This is a genomic window from Chishuiella sp. (assembly GCF_032109125.1).
Lineage (GTDB): Bacteria > Bacteroidota > Bacteroidia > Flavobacteriales > Weeksellaceae > Empedobacter.
On the sequence record NZ_DAMCLZ010000008.1, the window covers coordinates 50875 to 71873 of the forward strand.

The window sequence follows — 20999 nt, forward strand, 5'->3', positions numbered from 1 at the left end:
CTTCTTTATGTTTATTTTATTATATATTTTAAAATTAACTAGTTTGTAATTCTATCATAGTTATTTCTGGCCAAACTCCTACTCTACCAGGAAAAAAATGATAACCGAAACCTCTATTCACATTAATTATTTTTCCTTGGTAATTATAAAATCCTGCCCATTGAGGATATATATATTCAGCGGGGCTCCATTTTAATCCAATTTTTGGAACTTCTATTCCAAATTGCATTCCGTGTGTATGTCCAGATAATGTTAAATCATAATGTTTAGGATCAGATTTTACTATTTCATTCCAATGCGATGGATCATGAGACATCAAAACTTTAAAATCCGAAAAATTAACTCCTTCAGAAGCAACTTTTAAATCTCCTAATTTTTTAAAGCGTGTTCCCCAATTTTGTACGCCTACTAAAGCGATTTTTTCTCCATTTTTATGAATAAATCTATTTTCATTTAACAATAATTCCATTCCTATTTTTGGGAAGATTGCTTTTATTTTTTCAAAATTTTCTTGTTTATCTTCTTCTGATTTCCAATCAGTATATTCTCCATAATCATGATTACCAAGTACAGCATAATTACCATAAGGAGCTTGTTTTATCTTAGAAAAAACTTCTATCCATTTATCCATTTCCCAATGAAAATTATTAACAATATCACCTGTAAATAGAAATATATCAAAATCTTGTTGATTAATAAGATCAATTGCATATTCAATTTTCTCTCTATTATCTAAACTTCCGGAATGTATATCAGAAATTTGGAGGATTTTAAATCCATTAAATGATTTTGGTAAACGATCATAAGCCAATTTTTTTCTGATAACTTTAAAATTATATTTCCCTTGAATCATTCCATACAATAAACTGAAAAAAGGAATTGCAGCAATAGATAAACCAGAAATCATAATAAATTTTCTTCGAGATGGAAGATAACTATCAGTTTGCTTATTTTTATTATTTATGATTCGATTTACAATCCATCCTAAACCACGAACAACATCTTGAAAGAAATAGATGATTACTAAAAATAAACGAGGAAGACCAAATAATAAAAACAAGCCAGTTGCTAACATCGTTGTTTGAGTTTGACCAACTGAACGATCAAAAAAGATTAAATTATATCCAAAGTTAGCTAATACAGTAATCCAAATAAATATATTGCTAAATAAAATTAATTTGCTTTTTATGAATTTTTTAAAATTGAAATAAAGGTAAATTTCAAGTATACTAAAAACAATTATTAAAATAATAACAGCGTTTGTAAACATTTCTGATTGATTTTGAACAAAAATAAAACAATTTTAAACACTTGTTTAATATTATTGAATTATTAACAGATAATTATAAATAAAATAAATCATAGAGCAATATATAGATGCATTATAAAGTCGTAAATTTGTATCAATTCACTAAAAAAAAATTATGGAAAATAGATTACCTGTTACGGTACTTTCTGGATTTCTTGGAAGCGGAAAAACAACACTTCTCAATCATATATTACACAACAAAAAAGGATTAAAAATAGCAGTTATCGTTAATGATATGGGTGCTGTAAACATCGATGCTCAAATGGTTGCTCGTGATAATAATTTAATTCAAACAGATGAAAAATTAGTTGAACTAAGTAATGGTTGTGTTTGTTGCGAACTAAGAGAAGATTTAATTGTTGAAATTGAAAAATTAGCAAAAACTGGAAAATATGACTATTTAGTTATTGAAAGTTCTGGTATTTCTGATCCAGGACCTATTGCTCAATCACTTGATTTTGTATCACCTGATGGAAAAATAGATTTACCTAAAGTTTCTCGTTTAGACACTTTAGTTACTGTTGTTGACGCATTTAATTTCTTCAAAAATTTAGGTACAGATGAAGATGTTTTTGATAGAGGATTTACTGAAAATAAAGAAGATAATCGTCCTATTGTAAATTTATTAATCGATCAGATAGAATTCTCTAATGTGATTATTCTTAATAAAATGGATTTAGTTGATGAAGAAACATTATTAAAAATAGAAGGATTCGTAAAAAAATTAAATCCAAATGCAAAACTAATTCCAGCTAGTTTTTCACATATTGATTTGAACGAAATTTTAAATACAAACTTATTCGATTTTGAAAAAATTCAAGATATGGATGTTTGGGTAAAATTATTGGAAGAGCAAGAAAAAGAGGAACATCATCATCATCATGACCATGAATGTGGAGAACATTGTACACATGAACATCATGATCATTTAGAAGAAAAATATGGTATGACTTCTTTTGTTTATCGTCGACAAATACCTTTTAATGCAGAGCGTTTTTTAACGTATCTAAATGATAACTTTCCTGCAAGTATTTACAGATCTAAAGGTTTGTTTTGGTTAGCAAATCGACCGAATGATGCAATATATTTAAGTCAAGCTGGTGGAAGTATTCGCATTGATCCTGCTGGAGCTTGGTGGTGTTCTATGTCTTATGACGAAAGAATACAATTTGCAGCTTACCAATTTAATCAAAAAGAAATTGACTCTAAATGGTCTAAAGAATGGGGAGATAGAACAATTGAACTTGTTTTTATTGGTGAAGGATTAGACAAAGAAAAAATAACAGAAGAATTAAATGCTTGTTTATTAAACGAAAGTGAAATCGTTGAATGGCAATCTAAATTTAATTCATAAAAAAATCGAGCAATTGCTCGATTTTTTTATATTTATATTTTTTGTTTCTGATTAAATGAATATATCAAATAAAAGAAAAATGGTAAAATAAATATTGAACCAAGTAATAATGCCCAAGCCAACATATTAATAGCTCCTTGCCCTCCATTATTATCAATTAATGATAATGTTGAACCATCAGAAAAATACAATAAGTTTGGATAATGAGAATATGAGGCAGCAAATAAAATCATTACAACAATTAATGCCGCATATACTTTTATATAATTATCTTTTTTCTGATTAAGTGAAACTAACAACAATACAATTGATAATGTTGCTAATGTCACTGCTATATATCCATAAATTTGATCTGTAATCCAATCAAAAAGCGGAATTCCTTTCCATAAGGACACTCCAAACACAATTGCACCTGCAGCAAAAATAGCAACTGTATAAATTTTTGCTCTTCTTCTTAATTTTACTCTATCTTCTTCTTCGTTTACAGTTTGTATTGAATAAGCAGATGCTAAAAAAGCACAAATAGTTGTTGTAAATAATCCGACTGATAAATTAAACCATGTTAACCAAGAAAATATATATGCATCTTGAAAACCTATTGCATTATTATCTATACTTCCAGATACAATAGCACCAGCAATTATTCCTAAAAAGAAAGGAGTTACTATACTAGAATAAGTAAAAATAACATCATATAGATTATGCCACTTATCGTTAATTACATCATAATTTCTAAATGTAAAAGATGTTCCTCTAGCTATAATTCCTAATAACATAATAACTAATGGTATATGTAAATAGTTAGAAACATCAGCATATATTACAGGAAAACCTACAAATAGCACAACAATAGCAATAATTAACCACATATGATTCGCTTCCCAAATAGGACCTATCGAATTATACATAATTGTTTTGGTTCTACTTTTATATTTTTTACTAGAAAATAATTCAACTATTCCTGCTCCAAAATCTGCTCCTCCAAAAATTAAATATAAACAGATTGAAACCCATAAAAAGGCTATTACTACGTAAATCATAATCTAATGTTTTTCTGATTTATAATTAGGATCTTCTGGATCATATAATTTGGCAACCATTTGTATTTGTCTATTCATTAAAAAAACTAAAATAATTGATAATGTTATAAATACAAACGTAAAAATGTAGAATGAATACTGAATTCCAGGCATTGGTGTTATAGAATCCATTGTTCTTAAAATTCCATAAATAATCCAAGGTTGCCTACCTACTTCTGTAACAGTCCAACCTGCTTCCAAAGCAATATATCCAAATGGAGTTGCTATCATAAACAATTTATAAAACCATGATTGAGTAAGCCATTCCTTTTTGAAAAAATGAGCAATTAAATAAATTGCAGCAATTCCCATCATCAGCATACCAAAAGTAATCATTGTTTGAAAAGCATAATGAACAATAGGTACAGGAGGCCATTCATCTTTTGGAAAAGCATCTAATCCTTTTACTTCTGTATGAAAATCTGAATGAACTAAGAAACTTAATAATCCAGGAACTTTTATTGCATAATCAACTTTTTGTTCTTTCTCATTTACAATTCCTCCTAAAACAAATTCGGCATTTTTTTCAGTTTTAAAATGAGCTTCCATTGCTGCTAATTTTATAGGTTGTCTCTTTGCTACATCTTTAGCTGAAATATCTCCACTCATAGGTGATATTAATGCTGCAACTATAGCTAAAACTGAACTTATTTTAAAAGCTTCTTTATGAAAATTTACATTTTTCCCTCTTAAAATTAAAAAAGCATGTAATCCAGAAACAGCAAAACCAGTAGCACAAAAAGCTGCAATAGTCATGTGTAATCCTTGAGAAAACCAAGCTGCATTAAACATTGCTTTTACTGGATCAATATTTAGGTATTCTCCATTTATAAAATCAAACCCTGAAGGTGAATTCATCCACGCATTTGCAGCAACAACTAGAATACCAGAGGCTAAACCACTAATCCCTACGATAACCCCACAAAACCAATGAAACCATTTATTAAATTTGTCCCATCCATAAAGAAAAAAACCTAAAGCAATTGCTTCTATAAAAAAAGCAGTTCCTTCTAAGGAGAAAGGCATTCCAAATATTGGTCCTGCATGTTCCATAAATTTAGGAAACAACAATCCTAACTCAAAAGATAACATAGTTCCAGAAACAGCACCTGTTGCAAAAAGAATAGCTACACCTTTACTCCAAGCTTTGGTCAATCCCTTGTAAATTTCTTTTTTTGTTGTTAAATATTTATAATGAGCTATAGCCATCATGAATGGCATTACCATTCCTACACAAGAAAAAATAATGTGAAAGGCTAAGGACATTGCCATCTGACTTCGTGCAGCTATAAAATCGTCCATAAATTTTATTTTTTAATTAATCGTTTAACATAGTAAAGTTAGTAAATAAAAAGAGGTATATCGCATACGATACACCTCTTTTTTATGATAAATTACATTTATTATTTTGCTGTTGATGGTATCAACCATTTAAAATCTGGGCCAATTTCTGGAATAACAATACGTTGTGATATTCTTTCCATTCTTTCTGGGAATTTCATGATATAATCTCTAGCTTTTTCAGCTTCAGCATTTAATCCAGTTACTTTATCTAACTTCCATATTTCAATAAGTTTTCTCATTATTTCAATATAATCAAAAGCTGTATAAACACCTATACGCTGAGCTGCATCAGAAAAAGCATCAAATAAAGTTCCTCTAGCTTCTCCAGATTCACGTAAAAAATGTGCTGGCATTACAATTTTTAACTTAAACATATGTTGAACAGCTAACATCATTTCAGAAGGATCAACTTCAAAAATACGGCGAACAAATTCAGAATAAGCCAAATGATGTCTCATTTCATCTCCAGCAATAATTTTACACATACGTGAAAGTTTCTTTGCTCCATATTTTTTAGCAATAGCAGAAACATTATTATGAGAAATATAAGTAGCTAATTCTTGAAAACTTGTATAAACAAAATTTTTATAAGGATCATGAGCTGTACCAATATCAAATCCGTCATTAATAAGATGTTGTGTAGTAACCTCAACTTCTCTCATATTAATTCTTCCTGATAGATATAAAAATTTATTTAATACATCTCCATGACGATTTTCTTCCCCAGTCCAATGACGAATCCATTTAGACCATCCATTTTCTATGTACTCTCCAGATTCATCTACAACACCTTCCATTTGCATCAACCAAGATTCATAAGTTGGTAAAGCTTCTTCTGTTATTGTATCACCTATTAAAGTAATCCAAAAATCATCGGGTAAATCTTTTGACAATTCTCTTAATTCTTTTATTTCATCAAAAAAAGAATCACTCTGAGAATTAGGTAAAAAATCTGTAGGTTGCCAAATTTTATCAGCTGGAACAAGGAATTTATCCATGTAAGTATCTATATCTTTTTCGATAAATTGCATCACTTCCAGTCGAACATTTTTTATTGACATATTATTATTTTATGTGGTTATACTTTCTGTTACTACTTTTTCAGTAAGCTCTAAAATTTCTTGAAATTTATATTCACTTACTTTTAGAGGTTTATGATATTGAATGGTAATTTTTGTACCAACATTCATTGGAAAAATTCCATATCTGTTTAATTTCCAAGTATTATTTAATGTTACAGGAATTATATAGGCATCTTTAGCATATTTAGTTAAGACTTTCAATCCATTTTCTTTAAAAGCTTTTGGTGTTCCATCTTTACTACGAGTACCTTCAGGAAATATAACAGCAGAATAATTATTCTTTTGGATATATAACGCTAGTTTTTTTATTTCTTCTATTGCTTGTTTCCCATTCTTTCTATCAATTAATGCTGATCCCCCGTTTCTAAGATTATACGATATACTTGGAAATCCTTTCCCTAATTCAATTTTAGAAATAAATTTTGGATGATAATCTGATAAATCATATTCTATTGGAGATATATCATACATACTTTGATGATTGCTCACAAATATTAATGGAACATTTTTTATTAAATTTTCATGTCCAGAATATGTATAAGTTGTTCCTAATATTCTCGTACAATCAACTAAAAGCTTATTCAATAATTTCACACTTTTATGGTGTGCACTATATCCACCTATCATATTGCACAAAACTTGTACAACATGCATAATCAACAATGTTAATCCAAAAAATATATAAAAAATTATGGTTAACGGATAACTTAAAATTTTCTTCAATGTTAAAAATTTAGACAAATCTATAAAAATTATGCTTTGCATAATAAAATTTAAGCAATGTTTTACTTGTTATAAAGTAAAGTTAACTTTTCGTTATGATTTTCATCATACAAAGTTAGATCTTTAGAAGAGTTTACTTTATAATAAGCAATTCCATTTAATCTATCTTTTATATCTTGAGGAACTTTACAGTCAGATGAATAATCAATTAAATGATTAAAAATTAAAGCTTGATTAATTTTTGTAAAATCACCAGTAATTATTCCACAAGATGTTTTTAAAACAATTTTTTTTGTAGTGTCTTCAAAAATTATGTAATCATTACTATTTTTTATAATCCATTTGCCAGATAAATCATTTATCTCGTAATTATTTACTGTTTTTGTATTTGAAATTGTATTTGAATTAAAACAACTTGATAATACTATTAATGAAATCGTAAAAAATAATTTATTAAATAATCTGATCATAAATTATGTATATAAAAATTATACTAATAATTTTTCAAAAGCTCTTCTACTACCTCCTCTAAAAAACACTTCACCACAATAAACATAATTTAATTTTTCAAAAACTCTTAACATACCATCATTATCAAAATTAGTATCAACTTTTATACTTGTTATGTTTTTTGATAATGCTACATTTTCTACTTGTTGCATTACCCAAGTTCCTAATCCTTTTATTTTTACATCTTGTGCAGTAGCAAGACGATGGACAACAACATATTTCCCATCTGTTAGCCATTTACCTCCAGACAACTCATTATAAGTAGGTTCTATATCATCCATTATAACAACATAACCTATTATTGAATTGTTTTCTGAATGAAATACAACATATCCTATACCTTTCGTAATATCATCATTTATAACATTAGGGTTAGGATATCCTTCTTGCCATTGAGTACTTCCTTCTTCCTTTCTTTTTAAAATTGCTTGCTGAAGAATTTCCCAAATTCTATCCGCATGATCTTGTGTAGCTTTACGTAGAGTTAATTTATCAAACATTTTTTTTTTTTACCAAGTTATAAAAACTTAAAAATAAAATTTAAGTTTTCAAAAAAAATTAAAAAATTATTTCGTTGAACACTTATCACAAATTCCACTTAAGACATAATTATATTGATGAACAATATAATTTTTAGGTAAATTCATTTTTGGAATAACTTGCTCTATACAAGTTACAGAATTACATACTTCACAATTAAAATGAAGATGGTCATGTATATGCTTAGTTGAACAATTTTTGCATTTCGCAAAATTAATTACACCATCAACATTAACAAATTTATGAATCAATCCTTCCTCTTCTAATCTATCAAGTACTCTATAAATAGTAACTCTATTACATAAACCATCTAATTTAATTTGAATATCAGAATGAGACAATGCCTTTTCTGAAGAATCTATTAAATTGATTATCTCTGTTTTAGCTTGTGTATTTCGTTTTTGTTTCATATTTAAAAGCAACAAAGTTGCAATAATAAAATTATATATATACTTTTGTGCAATAAAGTTACGATAAGAAATAATTTATTATCATAAATAGATCATAATAAAATGCATAAAAAAATTCCTGTTACTGTTTTAAGTGGTTTTCTTGGAGTAGGAAAAACTACATTACTAAATCATATCCTTCATAATAAACAGAATATGAAAGTTGCAGTGATAGTAAATGACATGAGTGAAATTAATATTGATGCAAAACTAATCAGAAATGAAAATACACTTTCTAGAACTGAAGAAAAACTAGTTGAGATGAGTAATGGTTGTATTTGTTGTACATTAAGAGATGATTTGTTAATCGAAGTAGAACGATTGGCAAAAGAAAATAAATTTGATTATCTATTAATTGAAGGTACTGGAATAGCAGAACCACTACCAATTGCACAAACTTTTTCTTATGTTGATGAAGAAAGTGGTATTGATTTAGCTAAATTTAGCTATATAGACACAATGGTTACTGTAGTAGATTGCCTCCATTTCTTTAAAGATTTCTGCTCTAATGAATTACTGATAGACAGAGAACTTACAGATATCGACCAAGATAATAGAACAATTGTTAATTTATTAACTGATCAAATTGAATTTGCAAATGTAATTATTCTTAATAAAACTGATCTTGTTGATAAAGAGACTGTAAATTTTTTAAAAGCAACAATAAAAAAATTAAACCCAGATGCTAAATTTATTTCATCTGAATTTGGAATTATTGATCCTAAAGAAATATTAAATACAGGTTTATTCGATTTTGAAACAGTTCAAAATTCAGCTGGCTGGCAAAAAGAATTACAACAAGAAAAGCATACTCCTGAAACTGAAGAATATGGAATTAGTTCTTTGGTGTTTAGAAGTAAAAAACCTTTTCATCCAGAACGTTTTTGGAACTATATCAATCAAAAATATCCGTCTGGTGTTATACGAGCTAAAGGTTTATTTTGGTTAGCTTCGAGACCAGAAGATGCTCTTAATTTTTCTCAAGCAGGAGGTTCTTTCCGTTTAGAAAAAAGTGGTATTTGGTGGTGTAGTATGTCTATGAATGAAAGAATTATGTATGCATCTTTTAATGAAAATCAAGATTATATTGAAGATAAATGGGATAAAAATTGGGGAGATAGACAAAATGAAATGGTTTTTATTGGACAAGATTTAAATCGAAAATTAATCTTGAATGATTTAGAAAGTTGTCTATTAAAAGAAGAAGAAAAATATATGTTTGATCATAATATAGCTTTTAATGATCCCTTTCCAAAAAATATATAAAATAATAGTTTAGTTTAGTATTTTACAACCAAAGTCTGTAGTTATGATTAATATTATACTACGGACTTTTTTATATATTTTTGTAATTCACTAATAAAAATGAAAAAATTACCAAATATCACAGGGTTAAGATTTATTTTAGCAAGTCTAGTTATTATTTTTCACTTTTCTGAATTTTTGAAAAATAGAGGATTACCATATTATGATAAATTAGATATTTTTTATAAAGGAACAGAAGCGGTTTATGTTTTTTTTACGTTGAGCGGTTTTTTAATTATTAGAAATCTCTTGAAAGAAAAAAATAATTCTAACACCATAGACTTAAGAAAATTCTATAGAAATAGAATATTAAGAATAGCTCCATTGTATTATATAGTTTTAATTTTTGGGTTAATTTATTACAATTTTATAATCCAATTATTTGGTTATTCTATTGATGAAGAATATAACCCAATAATTGGAATTTTTCTTGGATTTACATTTTTTGCTAATATACTTTCTACTTATAATCCTGGTGGAATAATAGAAGTTCTTTGGTCTATTGCTATTGAAGAACAATTTTACTTAATTATTGCTCCTTTATTTATTTTTTTAAAAAAAGAAAATATTATAAAATTTTTGATTGCATTTTCTTTTATATACTTGTTTATTTATCACATTGATAATCTTGAAATTTTAAGAAAATTTCGACTTTTATTTTTTTATTTTACTGCAGGAGGTATTTTATCATATATTTCATTATTCATCAAAATAAAAATTAATTTTATTATAAAATTTTTTATATTATTTTTTTTCATATTATTATTAACTACTAATATCTTTATAGAAAATTTAAATGATTTCTTTTATCATTTTTTATGTATGATTATATTTTCTTGTGGAATATATATTCTTACACTAAAATCATATAAATTACTCAATAATAAATATATAATTTATCTCGGTGAAATTTCATATGGAATATATATGTATCATGCAATTGTATTTCAAATCATAGGCTTATTACTAATAAAAGTATCATTTCTAAGTCCTATTACTATGATATTGTTATCCTATTTTTCGGTTTTTTTAATTACAATTATATTATCTTCTATATCATATAGGTATTTTGAAAAACCCTTCCTTAAGTTGAAATATAAATAATTTATTAAAAATAAAAGGATTTTGAAAAATTCAAAATCCTTTTATTTTTAATGTTATTATATAATCTTATTTAAGGCCTATTTTTTTGAGCATAATTAATACCCCAAGCCATCAAATTAAGAAATAAATGAGAATTATAACTTGTTACACTACTATATGTATTAGGTACTGCAACTGTAACACCACCAGTTGTTCTAAATTTAGCAGGCCAATTATATGGATCTGTTCCTTGATTAGCTGCAAATGGAGCTCCATCTCCAAAAAAAGCAAAACCTTTTGATTTACTAACAAAAGCTCTAATACTATTATTTGAATCATCTCCATAAGCAATTATAGTTGCTTTATCAAATGGAAATCCATTTATTGTAAATCTAAAATTATTACCAGCATCTCGTCCCATTGATTTACCTACTAAATTTAAAAAAGGACCATTAGTAATTAATGTTTCAGTATCCTGAATAGTCATTAAATTATTAGTATCAGAATCTGTAACATCCATTAAATTCTCACTAAAAACAGATCTTGCAAGATCTCTAGCTGCTAAATTTCTTACAGTAGTAGCCCCATCTCCATCAGAACAGTAAATAAGCACTCCTCCATTGGCAACATAATTAGCTAAAAATTGTATTTCAGCAGATGACGTTACGAAATAATTATATTGTACCAAAACAATATCTGGATTGAAATTACTAAAAGAAGTTTGATCAGTAGTACTAAGACTTGTTAGCTGTAAAAACTCAAAACCATTTACTGGATAGACTGCTGATTGATTATTTGAAAAATAATTTGCATTAAGCATTACTTGATTTAATAAATTACCAGATCTAGCAATATTGTATGAGTCATCTGCATTAGCCAAACCTACTATTTTCATTTTTCTTGCTGCTGTTTTTACTGTAAAAGAACAACTTGCTGTCCCAGATGAACTATTAGTTGTTAATGTAAATTCATCAGATCCATTAACTATTGGTTTTCCTGTACCTATTAATGTAATTTGTTGACTACCTCCTGTTAAAGTTCCTGAAGCATTAAAAGAATAACCATTTACAGTAGATGTTGAAATAGAATACGCTGCTCCTTTTGCAGTAGTTGGAGAAGTTACATTCATAACTAAAGTATTAGCTGCAGTTAATGATTCATTTACCGTATAAGTTCCATTTACTATAATACTTGAACAACTTATACTAAAATCAGGAATAATCGTTGAATCTTCAACTACTATTCTTAAAGTATCACAAATTAATTCTCCATAATTATAAATTAAAACCTGATCTCCTGTAGCTCCAGATGTTGTAGCTGTTATTGGAGTTCCTGTTGCAGATAAATTAACAGTAAAAGTTCCTGCTTCTAAAAAAGTTCCTTCAGCTTGAAAAGTATACCCATTATTATTATTTGTTTTAGCAGTTAAAATATAGGTTCCTGGTTTAGTAACTGTAACTTTCATCTGAATAAAATTAGAAGTCGTCATTTCAGATTTAGTTATATACTTCCCTTTTGCAACCAAAGATGTACACTCTATTGTAAAAGTTGCCTTACCTAACTGTCCACATAAACTTTTCCATTCTTTATCTGTGCTATTCCAATAATTATAACACCCTTCATCTGTGTTAAAAACCATTAAACTATTTTCTGTATCGCCTGGAGAAATTTCATTTCTTTGAGATTCAGTTAATCTAGGAATAATTATTCCTTTACTTTGAATAGCATCTGAAGAATTATTTTGCTCAGATACATGTAGTAGAGCTTTTGCATTTGGATTAGTTGTATTTATTCCTATTTGTGCATTCAAATAAATAGAATAAAAACTAATCAAAATAAAAAAAATTAAATTTCTTTTCATTGATTTGTCTTATAAATTAATAAACAATATTATGTTTTTGCAACAATAATTATTCCAACAAAATCAATACTCATCAATTATACAGCATATTCTGGCTATAAAATAATACTTATTTTTTTATAATAAAAAAACTTTTTACAATAATATAATCACTTAAATAAAAAAAATCCGAAGAATAATAAAATTAAACTTCGGATTGATTATTAGGATTTAGATGGGGGAAATTATTGTTCCCATTCTTCTTTTATTTGACGCTCTTCATAATCAGCAATCATTTCTGCCTCATAATCTACTTTTTCTCCTTTTGATAATCTATTAATTGTACTATCAAAAAGTGAATATACAACAGGTACAATAATTAACGTAAGAAATAGGGAAGAAACCAAACCTCCTATAATTACCCATGCTAAACCATTATTCATCTCTGCTCCAGCTCCTTTTGCTATAGCAATAGGAATCATACCAAATACCATGGCTATGGTTGTCATAAGAATTGGACGAAGACGAGCATGATTGGCTTGTACTAATGCATCATGAGTACTTTCTCCAGCTGCTTTTCTATGGTTTGTAAAATCAACCAATAAAATGGCATTTTTACATACTAAACCTATCAACATGATCATCCCTAAAATTGTAAAAACATTTAATGAATTATTTGTTAATGCTAACGTTAAGAATACTCCAATCAACGATAATGGGATTGAGAACAGAACCACAAAAGGATATGCAAATGAATCATACAAAGCTACCATTACTAAATAAACTAAAATGATAGCTGCTAATAAAGCATAACCTAATGTACCGAAACCTTCTGATTGGTTTTCTTCGTCTCCTCCCCAAACATAAGAAACACCTGTTGTTTTTTTGCTATCAATTTTAATTAATCGTTTTTTAAATTCTTTTACAATATCTCCTGATGTACGACCAACTGCCTGTGATTGTACCGTTACAGAAGGTGTTTTATCTCTACGTTCCAAGAAACTTGGTCCTGAACTTTGTGTGACTGATGCAAATTGATCCAATCTTATTTGTTGTCCTTTATCATTTACAAAAATTAAACTACGAACATCATCTATATTTGATCGACTAAAATTATTGTATTGAATATTAATATCATATTCATAATCACCAGCACGGTATTTACCATCTGTATTTCCAGAAAATGCTGTTTGCATAGTTACACCAACAGTTTGTAAATTAAGTCCTAGTGAAGCCATTTTATCGCGGTCAACTTGAACATTAATTTCTGGATTACCTGCTTCTGACGTTAATTTAACTTCTGATGCCCCCTTTATTTGCTCTAACTCTGTTTTTGCTAATTCAGCAAATTTCATTGCACTTTCTAAATTTGGTCCTGTGACTACTAAAGCTACAGGAGCTTGTTCTGCACCAATTAAACCAACTGGAACAGTTTTTACTTTAACTCCAACTAATTCTTTTTGTAGCTCTTGTTTTATTTTAGCAGCATAAATAAATGAGTTATCTGTACGTTTTGTTTTATCAACTAAAATCACATCAATTTCTGATTTATAAGCAGTTGCTTGAGAAGCTCCAAAACCTTCAGAACTTTGACCAACAGTTGTGATCATATCTACAACTTCTTTTTTACCTCGAAGAAATTTTTCTGCTTTTTGAGAAACAAAATTAGCTTCTTCTATCGTTGCATCTTTTGGTAATTCCATTTGAACTAAAAATTCTCCTTTATCAGTTTTAGGGAAAAACTCTCCTCCAATGTAATTTCCTCTCATTAGTATACCTACTGTAAGAATTAATATAACAAAAACTCCTATGAAAACTCCTACTCTACGAGCTGTAGTTTTCAGACACCATTCTAACAAATTTGAAATAAAATGAGTGAATTTTGTTAATTGCTTCTCGAACCAAAGAATAAATTTCTCAAACAAATTCTTCCCTGTTATATGTTCTAATTTTCCAAAACGAGAAGACAACCAAGGAACAATTGTAAATGATGATAAAAGAGATAATAATGTTGCTATAACAACTGTAACACAGAACTGTGCAATAACATCTGCTACCAAACCAGTACTCATTGCAATTGGTAAAAATACAACAACAATAACTAGAGTGATCGCGGTAACAGTAAATCCAATTTCAGAAGCTCCATCAAAAGATGCTCTAATTTTAGATTTTCCCATCTCCATGTGGCGATAAATATTTTCTAAAACTACAATTGCATCATCCACTAGAATACCAACAACTAACGACAAACCAAGAAGCGACATTAAGTTTAGAGTATATCCCATTAAATACATCCCAATAAATGTAGCTATTAATGATGCTGGAATAGATACCATTACAATAAACGCATTACGAATACTGTGCAAAAACAATAACATTACTACAGCAACTAAAACAACAGCTAGAACCAAATCAAAAATTACGTGATCAGCAGCAGCCAAAGTAAAATCTGAAGTATCATTAACTATTTGAATTTTTAATCCCTCTGTTTTGTAATCTTCTTCTACTTTTTTTATTGTTGTTCGCATTAATTCAGAAACTGCAACAGCATTTGCATCAGACTGTTTTACTATTTGTACAACAATTGCTGAACTTTGATTAACACGTGCTATTTTTTCTATTTCTTTTTGTGAATCTTCCACAAAAGCGATATCTGATAAACGAACTTGTATTCCATTATTTGAAGAAATCACTAAATTGTTTAATTCTTCTATCGACTTATATTTACCTGATAAACGAATAATTGTAGATTTCTCTCTTGTTTTTACACTTCCTGTTGGGAAATCTAAATTTGAACTTAGAATAGCTTGCTGAACTTGAGGAACAGATAAGCCATAACCTTTCAATTTTAAAGGATCTATACTAACCTGAATTTCTCTTTCTTGACCACCAATCAAATTTACTTGTGCTACACCATTTACACGAGATAAAACGGGTTCTATTTTTTTATCTAATAAATCATACAATGCCTTATCTGTTAATTTATCAGAAGTAACACCAGCTGTAATAATAGGTAAATCACTTAACGAGAATTTCGTCAACGAAGGCGGATCTACATCATCTGGTAAATCTTTCTCGATTGCATTTATTTTACGTTGAGCATCATTTAAAGCTAAATCTGCATCTGCTCCGGCATTTAAAGTAACAGATACAACAGATAAACTTTCATATGATTTTGATTCAACTTTTTTTACATTTTCCAATGCTGCAACAGCATCTTCAATCTTTTTGGTAACAGAATTTTCAACTTCGTTTGGAGAAGCTCCAGGATATACTGTTGAAATTGTTACAACATTTGTTTCGAATTTTGGGATTAATTCATATCCCATTTGCGTATAACTAAACAATCCTCCTAAAATCAATATCGTAAATAACACGATAATCATCGATGGACGTTTAATTGATATTTCTGCTAATTTCATATTGAATCAATCTTACTTTACAACTTTTATTTTAGCACCATCTTTCAAATTGATTTGTCCACTTGTAACAATTTCAGTTCCATCTTTTAATCCACTAAGAATTTCAACTTTAGTTCCAATTGTTTTACCAACAACAACTTTAGTTAATTTTACTAAATTATTTTCTACTACGAAAACTTGACCAGAACTAATTCCATTAACAAATGCATCCGCAGAAATAATCAACATATTTTTTCCTGCATTCACATCATCTTTTGTAGAAAAAACAGCTGTTCCATACATTCCAGCTTTTAAACCTGAATCATTAGCAACTTCTATTTCTAAAGGAAAATTTAAAGACTCGTCAGCTTTTGGTGCAATAAAAGATATTCTACCTACAAATTCTTTATCAGGAAAAACACTCGCTAAAACTTTTATTATTTGCCCTACTTTCAAATTAACAACTTCACTTTCGGTAACTGTTACTTTTAATTTTAATTTTGAGACATTTACAATATCAAACATTTGTGTTCCTGGACCAACAACAGATCCTGGTTCGATATATTTTTTATTTATAATTCCAGAAATTGTTGCTTTTACATTTGTATCGCGTACACGAATTCCCTGTGCTTCTACAGCAGCACGAGCATTTTTTAATTGTAATCTAGAATTATCTAATTGTTGTTTTGTTACTCCTCCTGTTTTAAAAGCATTCTCATAACGTTGATTATCAATAATTGCATTCTGAAGGTTATTTTGTGCTTGAGACATATCAACTTCTATCGCATCTTTTTTAATTGTAGCTACAGTTTGTCCTACACGAACATAATCACCTTCTCTAACCAAAACACGAACGATTTGACCAGATATTTCTGAAGTGAAACTTAATTCCTGAGATGGAGCAAATGTTCCATTTGCTAAGTAATCAGAGTTTAAACTTTCATATTTTGCTCTCATTGTTTTTACTACAACCTCATCATTAGATTGATTAACAATAGCTACTTCTTCCTCTTGTTTTGCTTTATTTTTTTGGATGATGATAACTGCACCAGCTATTAAACCTGCTGCAATTAATATATAAAGTAAAGTTTTTACAGATTTCATTTTTATATTTTATAGAATCTATTATTGTGTTAATGTTTTTAAATCTCCTTTGGCTTTAATTAAGGCAACCTCAGCTATTTTATATTCTAATAAAGCATTAGAATAATTATTTCGAGAATCTGTCAATGCGTTTTCTGCATCAAGAACTTCTGTTAAATTTGCTAATCCTTGTTGATAGTTATTTTGTGTATTATTTAAAACTTTTTGTGCCATAGATACATTTTCTTGCTGAATATCAACTGTTTTCAAAGCGTTCTCTATTTGTGCTTTAGCATTTTGATATTCTAAATCAAGACTCAATTTGGTATCAGTTATTTGCTCTTGTATATCTAATAAATCAATTTCTGCTTGATTTATTTTTGATCGCACCAAACCTCCTGTGAAAATTGGAATTTTTACATTAAATCCAACTGATGCTAAATCTGACCATGTATAATTTTTTGCAGTTATAAAATTTTCTCCAAAACCTTGTACTCCATAATTCCCAGATAATCCTACTGTAGGATAAAGATTTGCTTTTTCAGCCTCTTTTGCAAAATCTAATAATTCCTTTTGCTTAGATAATACTTTAAATTCTGTTCTATTTTCTACATTTACATGATCTTCCAATAAAACAAGATTAGGTTCAATTTTATTATCAGCTAAATTAATTGGTTGATTAATTGGATATCCCATGTAAAATTTTAAAGCATTTTTATTTATATCTACAGCATTCAATAATTGTTGTTTAGTAGATGAAATATTATTTAATTGAACTAAAATTCTATCTAAATCAATCTGCTTTGCAAGTCCATTTTCTACCAAACTTTTAATAACATCCCTAACTTTTGATGTATTTGAATAGCTTATTTCTATTGTTTTTAGTTTTTCTTCTTGAACAAAAACTTGATAATAAGCATTAGCAACTCTTTCTATAATTTGCTCATCAGTCAAATCTGCATTTATTTGGTAAAACTCTCTAGTAGATTTAGCCGCTTTAAGACCTGTAAAAACACGTTGATCAAATAATGTTTGATTCACAGTAACTCCTAAATTTGAATTCCAGGGCTGGCCCATTTTTATAACAATGGTTTGGCCTTGCATTGTTAGAGCAGTTTCTTGTATAATTGGATTATATTGCAACCCAGTATTTGCATTTACTTGAGGTAAAGCTCCTGATCTTGCTTCATCAATTTTATATTCAGCTTTCTTTATTGCTAAATCAGCTCTTTTTGCATCAGCTTTATTTTGTAAAGCGAAATTTATAGCTTCTTTTAAAGCAACAATTTCTTGTGCTTGCGAAAAGTAAGAAAATCCTAACAATACTATAGAGAGTAAAATCTTGTATCTCTTCATCAGTTTATTATTTAAAAAGTGTATTTATGATAACTTCTTTACGTTCAGAAAGAATAGTATTATATTGTTGATCATTTAATTTAAATGATTCTTGAAAAATAGGTCTCATTGAAGCTGGAAATGAAACTAAAGAAACTAGATTGAGAATAAATTGAAAAGGAGAAATTGGTTTCATTGTACCATTTTCGACCTCTTTCTTTAATTCTTTATCAATAAAAGATATGATATCATCCATCTGGTCATTATCTTTATATATACAACCTTGATTGATTTGCGTTACAAGATAAATCTCTAAATATGGGTATTCCATAGCTACCCCAAGTGTATAATCTATATAATTACTAATCTTTTCTTTAAAACTAACATTTGAATATAGAATAGAATCTGATTTCTCATGTTGTTGTTTCATTGCTTCTTCAAAAACAATTTCAAAAAGATTATTTCTAGATCTAAAATAATAATTAATCAATGTACGATTAACTTGTGCTTCATCAGCTATTTCTTGAGTTGTAGCATTAAACTTACCTTCTCCAAAAAACATCTTTTTTGCTGTATTTTTTATTAATTCTTCTGTTTGATCCTTCATATATTTATATTCAACAATAATGTTTGACATTTTTGTTGAACAAAATTATTAAATATTTTGAATTTGACAAATAGAAATAAAAAAAAGTTGACAAAAATGTCAACTTATAAAATAAATGATTAATAATCAATACAACTTGCTTATCTACGGAAAATACTATTTACCATACATTTTATCATATAAATATTTATATTTGGTCATTACATTTTTACGTTTTAACTTGAGTGTTGGAGTTAATAATCCATCATCAATTGTCCATTCTTCGGGAGTTAATTCAAATTTTTTTATTTTTTCCCAATTCCCTAATTCTTTATTCATTTTAATAATCTCTCTGTCAATCACATCCAAAATTTGAGGAATTTTAATTAATTCAAAATTAGAGGAAGGAAGAGAGATATTTTTTATTTCTAAATAATTTTTAAGAACTTGAAAATTAGGTTGAATAATAACACAAGGCATTTTTTCTCCTTCTCCAACAACCATTATTTGTTCAATAAAGCGTGACTGTTTAAATATATTTTCTATGATTTGAGGAGCAATATATTTCCCCCCTGATGTTTTAAACATCTCTTTTTTTCGATCTGTAATTTTTAACAATCCTTTTTCAATAACTCCTATATCACCGGTCATAAAATAACCATCAGCTGTAAAAGCCTCAGCTGTTTTTTCAGGATCATTATAGTAACCTTTGGTTACATTTGGACCTTTCACTAATATTTCTCCATCTTCAGCAATTTTAACATCAACACCAATTAAAGGAGCACCAACAGTTCCTATTCCAAATCCTTCTTTCTTCATGCAATTAACAGAAATCACAGGAGAAGTTTCTGTTAATCCATAACCTTCTAAAATTGGTATTCCAGCTCCCCAAAAAATATGATTTAATCTAGTTGCTAAAGGCGCTGAACCAGAAATCATACAAACTAGATTCCCTCCTACACCTTCTTTCCATTTACTAAAAACCAATTTTTTTGCAATTGAATGTTTTATAGAGAATAATAACCCATTATTTTTATATGGTTCATAATCTTCTACTAAACTAAGAGCCCACATAAATATTTTTGTTTTTATTCCACCAGCTGTAGATCCAGTTAAATAAATTTTATCATAAACTTTTTCTACTAATCTAGGTACAACAGTCATAATATGAGGCTTTACCTCTTTCATATTATCTCCCAATTTATCAATACTCTCTGCATACCAAATACCAATATTTAAATAATGATATAAGTAAATTAACATACGTTCAAAAACATGATTAATAGGTAGAAAACTAAGTGCAATAGGATTTTCTGGAAAAATTGGAATTCTATCTTTACACATTAATACATCTGAAACAATATTTTCATGAGTTAACACAACTCCTTTAGGCTTTCCTGTTGTTCCTGATGTATAAATTAAAGTAACAACATCGGTTGTTTTTATTAAATTCTTAAGGCTATCAACCTCGTATTGTAAAGATATATCTTCTCCAAGGTTTATAATCTCTTCATAATTTGGAACACCTTCTATATCATCAAAACTATAAATACCTGTTAGAGATGAAACTTTATGTTTTATATTGAAAATAGTATCATATAAATTTTTATCAGAAACAATAATTAATTTTGCTTCTGAGTTATTAAGAATAAACTCAAAAGAATCCTCAGATAAAGTCGGATATAATGGAACACTAATAGCACCTACTTGCTGCATTCCTATATCACATATATTCCATTCTGTCCTATTTGTAGAAGTTACTATAGCTATTTTATCTTGAGGTTTTATTCCTAATTGTAATAATCCTCTACTAAAAGCATTTGCTTTAGAGATGTATTCTTGGGTTGAAGTTTTGACCCACTTTCCTTGAACTTTAGACACTAAAGAATCTTTTCGTGGGTTTTTCTCTAATTGATTTTGAACAAAATCAAATAATCTACTTATTTCCATGGCTTTGAAATATTTTTTACTTACTG

Annotated in this window: 17 protein-coding genes; 3 read left to right on the forward strand and 14 right to left on the reverse strand. The window is 28.1% G+C overall.

The window, feature by feature from the left end; all coding sequences use genetic code 11:
- Positions 1–34: 34 nt before the first annotated feature.
- Positions 35–1270: a metallophosphoesterase gene (locus RT575_RS09825; protein WP_313580529.1), complete on the reverse strand. Its 1236-nt coding sequence runs from the start codon at positions 1268–1270 to the stop codon at positions 35–37.
- A 154-nt stretch (positions 1271–1424) separates the two neighbouring features.
- Here RT575_RS09825 and RT575_RS09830 point away from each other — a divergent pair, with 154 nt between their 5' ends.
- On the forward strand, positions 1425–2663 hold the full coding sequence (locus RT575_RS09830; RefSeq protein ID WP_313580531.1) for a GTP-binding protein: 1239 nt from the start codon (positions 1425–1427) through the stop codon (positions 2661–2663).
- A gap of 32 nt (positions 2664–2695) precedes the next feature.
- Here the strand turns inward: RT575_RS09830 and RT575_RS09835 are convergent, their stop codons facing one another.
- The 7 genes from RT575_RS09835 to RT575_RS09865 form a co-directional block, all read right to left on the reverse strand.
- Positions 2696–3703 carry a cytochrome d ubiquinol oxidase subunit II gene (locus RT575_RS09835; protein ID WP_313385854.1) on the reverse strand — a complete coding sequence of 336 codons (1008 nt, stop codon included), beginning with the start codon at positions 3701–3703 and terminating at the stop codon, positions 2696–2698.
- A 3-nt stretch (positions 3704–3706) separates the two neighbouring features.
- On the reverse strand, positions 3707–5044 hold the full coding sequence (locus tag RT575_RS09840; RefSeq protein ID WP_313385853.1) for a cytochrome ubiquinol oxidase subunit I: 1338 nt from the start codon (positions 5042–5044) through the stop codon (positions 3707–3709).
- A gap of 101 nt (positions 5045–5145) precedes the next feature.
- A complete protein-coding gene (locus RT575_RS09845) occupies positions 5146–6147 on the reverse strand; it encodes an acyl-ACP desaturase (protein ID WP_313385852.1) in 1002 nt (333 codons plus the stop codon).
- A gap of 9 nt (positions 6148–6156) precedes the next feature.
- On the reverse strand, positions 6157–6795 hold the full coding sequence (locus RT575_RS09850; protein WP_313580534.1) for a lysophospholipid acyltransferase family protein: 639 nt from the start codon (positions 6793–6795) through the stop codon (positions 6157–6159).
- A gap of 158 nt (positions 6796–6953) precedes the next feature.
- Positions 6954–7361, reverse strand: coding sequence for a hypothetical protein (locus RT575_RS09855; RefSeq protein ID WP_313580536.1), 408 nt, complete (start codon positions 7359–7361; stop codon positions 6954–6956).
- 18 nt (positions 7362–7379) lie between these two features.
- Positions 7380–7901: a GNAT family N-acetyltransferase gene (locus RT575_RS09860; protein ID WP_313580538.1), complete on the reverse strand. Its 522-nt coding sequence runs from the start codon at positions 7899–7901 to the stop codon at positions 7380–7382.
- 66 nt (positions 7902–7967) lie between these two features.
- Positions 7968–8351 (reverse strand): Fur family transcriptional regulator, encoded by a 384-nt coding sequence (locus RT575_RS09865; protein WP_313385848.1) that lies wholly within the window; start codon positions 8349–8351, stop codon positions 7968–7970.
- A 102-nt stretch (positions 8352–8453) separates the two neighbouring features.
- Here RT575_RS09865 and RT575_RS09870 point away from each other — a divergent pair, with 102 nt between their 5' ends.
- Both RT575_RS09870 and RT575_RS09875 read left to right on the forward strand, forming a co-directional pair.
- Complete coding sequence (locus RT575_RS09870; RefSeq protein ID WP_313580540.1) at positions 8454–9656, forward strand: GTP-binding protein; 1203 nt, start codon at positions 8454–8456, stop codon at positions 9654–9656.
- A gap of 99 nt (positions 9657–9755) precedes the next feature.
- On the forward strand, positions 9756–10799 hold the full coding sequence (locus RT575_RS09875; RefSeq protein ID WP_313580542.1) for an acyltransferase: 1044 nt from the start codon (positions 9756–9758) through the stop codon (positions 10797–10799).
- Between the two features lie 70 nt (positions 10800–10869).
- Here RT575_RS09875 and RT575_RS09880 read toward each other — a convergent pair whose 3' ends face one another.
- The 6 genes from RT575_RS09880 to RT575_RS09905 all read right to left on the reverse strand — a co-directional run bounded on the left by RT575_RS09880 (position 10870) and on the right by RT575_RS09905 (position 20973).
- Positions 10870–12639 carry a hypothetical protein gene (locus RT575_RS09880; RefSeq protein ID WP_313580544.1) on the reverse strand — a complete coding sequence of 590 codons (1770 nt, stop codon included), beginning with the start codon at positions 12637–12639 and terminating at the stop codon, positions 10870–10872.
- Positions 12640–12863: 224 nt separating this feature from the next.
- Complete coding sequence (locus tag RT575_RS09885) at positions 12864–16040, reverse strand: efflux RND transporter permease subunit (protein WP_313580546.1); 3177 nt, start codon at positions 16038–16040, stop codon at positions 12864–12866.
- A gap of 12 nt (positions 16041–16052) precedes the next feature.
- Positions 16053–17123 carry an efflux RND transporter periplasmic adaptor subunit gene (locus RT575_RS09890; RefSeq protein WP_313580548.1) on the reverse strand — a complete coding sequence of 357 codons (1071 nt, stop codon included), beginning with the start codon at positions 17121–17123 and terminating at the stop codon, positions 16053–16055.
- Positions 17124–17144: 21 nt separating this feature from the next.
- The gene (locus RT575_RS09895) at positions 17145–18458 is read right to left on the reverse strand and encodes a TolC family protein (RefSeq protein ID WP_313580549.1); all 1314 of its coding nucleotides are present in this window, start codon (positions 18456–18458) and stop codon (positions 17145–17147) included.
- 7 nt (positions 18459–18465) lie between these two features.
- On the reverse strand, positions 18466–19074 hold the full coding sequence (locus RT575_RS09900) for a TetR/AcrR family transcriptional regulator (protein ID WP_313385841.1): 609 nt from the start codon (positions 19072–19074) through the stop codon (positions 18466–18468).
- Between the two features lie 126 nt (positions 19075–19200).
- Positions 19201–20973, reverse strand: a complete 1773-nt coding sequence (locus tag RT575_RS09905) for a long-chain fatty acid--CoA ligase (protein WP_313580551.1) — start codon at positions 20971–20973, stop codon at positions 19201–19203.
- Positions 20974–20999: the final 26 nt, after the last annotated feature.

Coding starts and splice junctions, on each gene's coding strand:
- RT575_RS09825 (WP_313580529.1), bottom strand. CDS start 1,270: ATGTTTACAAACGCTGTTATTATTTTAATAATTGTTTTTAGTATACTT.
- RT575_RS09830 (WP_313580531.1), top strand. CDS start 1,425: ATGGAAAATAGATTACCTGTTACGGTACTTTCTGGATTTCTTGGAAGC.
- RT575_RS09835 (WP_313385854.1), bottom strand. CDS start 3,703: ATGATTTACGTAGTAATAGCCTTTTTATGGGTTTCAATCTGTTTATAT.
- RT575_RS09840 (WP_313385853.1), bottom strand. CDS start 5,044: ATGGACGATTTTATAGCTGCACGAAGTCAGATGGCAATGTCCTTAGCC.
- RT575_RS09845 (WP_313385852.1), bottom strand. CDS start 6,147: ATGTCAATAAAAAATGTTCGACTGGAAGTGATGCAATTTATCGAAAAA.
- RT575_RS09850 (WP_313580534.1), bottom strand. CDS start 6,795: ATGATAGGTGGATATAGTGCACACCATAAAAGTGTGAAATTATTGAAT.
- RT575_RS09855 (WP_313580536.1), bottom strand. CDS start 7,361: ATGATCAGATTATTTAATAAATTATTTTTTACGATTTCATTAATAGTA.
- RT575_RS09860 (WP_313580538.1), bottom strand. CDS start 7,901: ATGTTTGATAAATTAACTCTACGTAAAGCTACACAAGATCATGCGGAT.
- RT575_RS09865 (WP_313385848.1), bottom strand. CDS start 8,351: ATGAAACAAAAACGAAATACACAAGCTAAAACAGAGATAATCAATTTA.
- RT575_RS09870 (WP_313580540.1), top strand. CDS start 8,454: ATGCATAAAAAAATTCCTGTTACTGTTTTAAGTGGTTTTCTTGGAGTA.
- RT575_RS09875 (WP_313580542.1), top strand. CDS start 9,756: ATGAAAAAATTACCAAATATCACAGGGTTAAGATTTATTTTAGCAAGT.
- RT575_RS09880 (WP_313580544.1), bottom strand. CDS start 12,639: ATGAAAAGAAATTTAATTTTTTTTATTTTGATTAGTTTTTATTCTATT.
- RT575_RS09885 (WP_313580546.1), bottom strand. CDS start 16,040: ATGAAATTAGCAGAAATATCAATTAAACGTCCATCGATGATTATCGTG.
- RT575_RS09890 (WP_313580548.1), bottom strand. CDS start 17,123: ATGAAATCTGTAAAAACTTTACTTTATATATTAATTGCAGCAGGTTTA.
- RT575_RS09895 (WP_313580549.1), bottom strand. CDS start 18,458: ATGAAGAGATACAAGATTTTACTCTCTATAGTATTGTTAGGATTTTCT.
- RT575_RS09900 (WP_313385841.1), bottom strand. CDS start 19,074: ATGTCAAACATTATTGTTGAATATAAATATATGAAGGATCAAACAGAA.
- RT575_RS09905 (WP_313580551.1), bottom strand. CDS start 20,973: ATGGAAATAAGTAGATTATTTGATTTTGTTCAAAATCAATTAGAGAAA.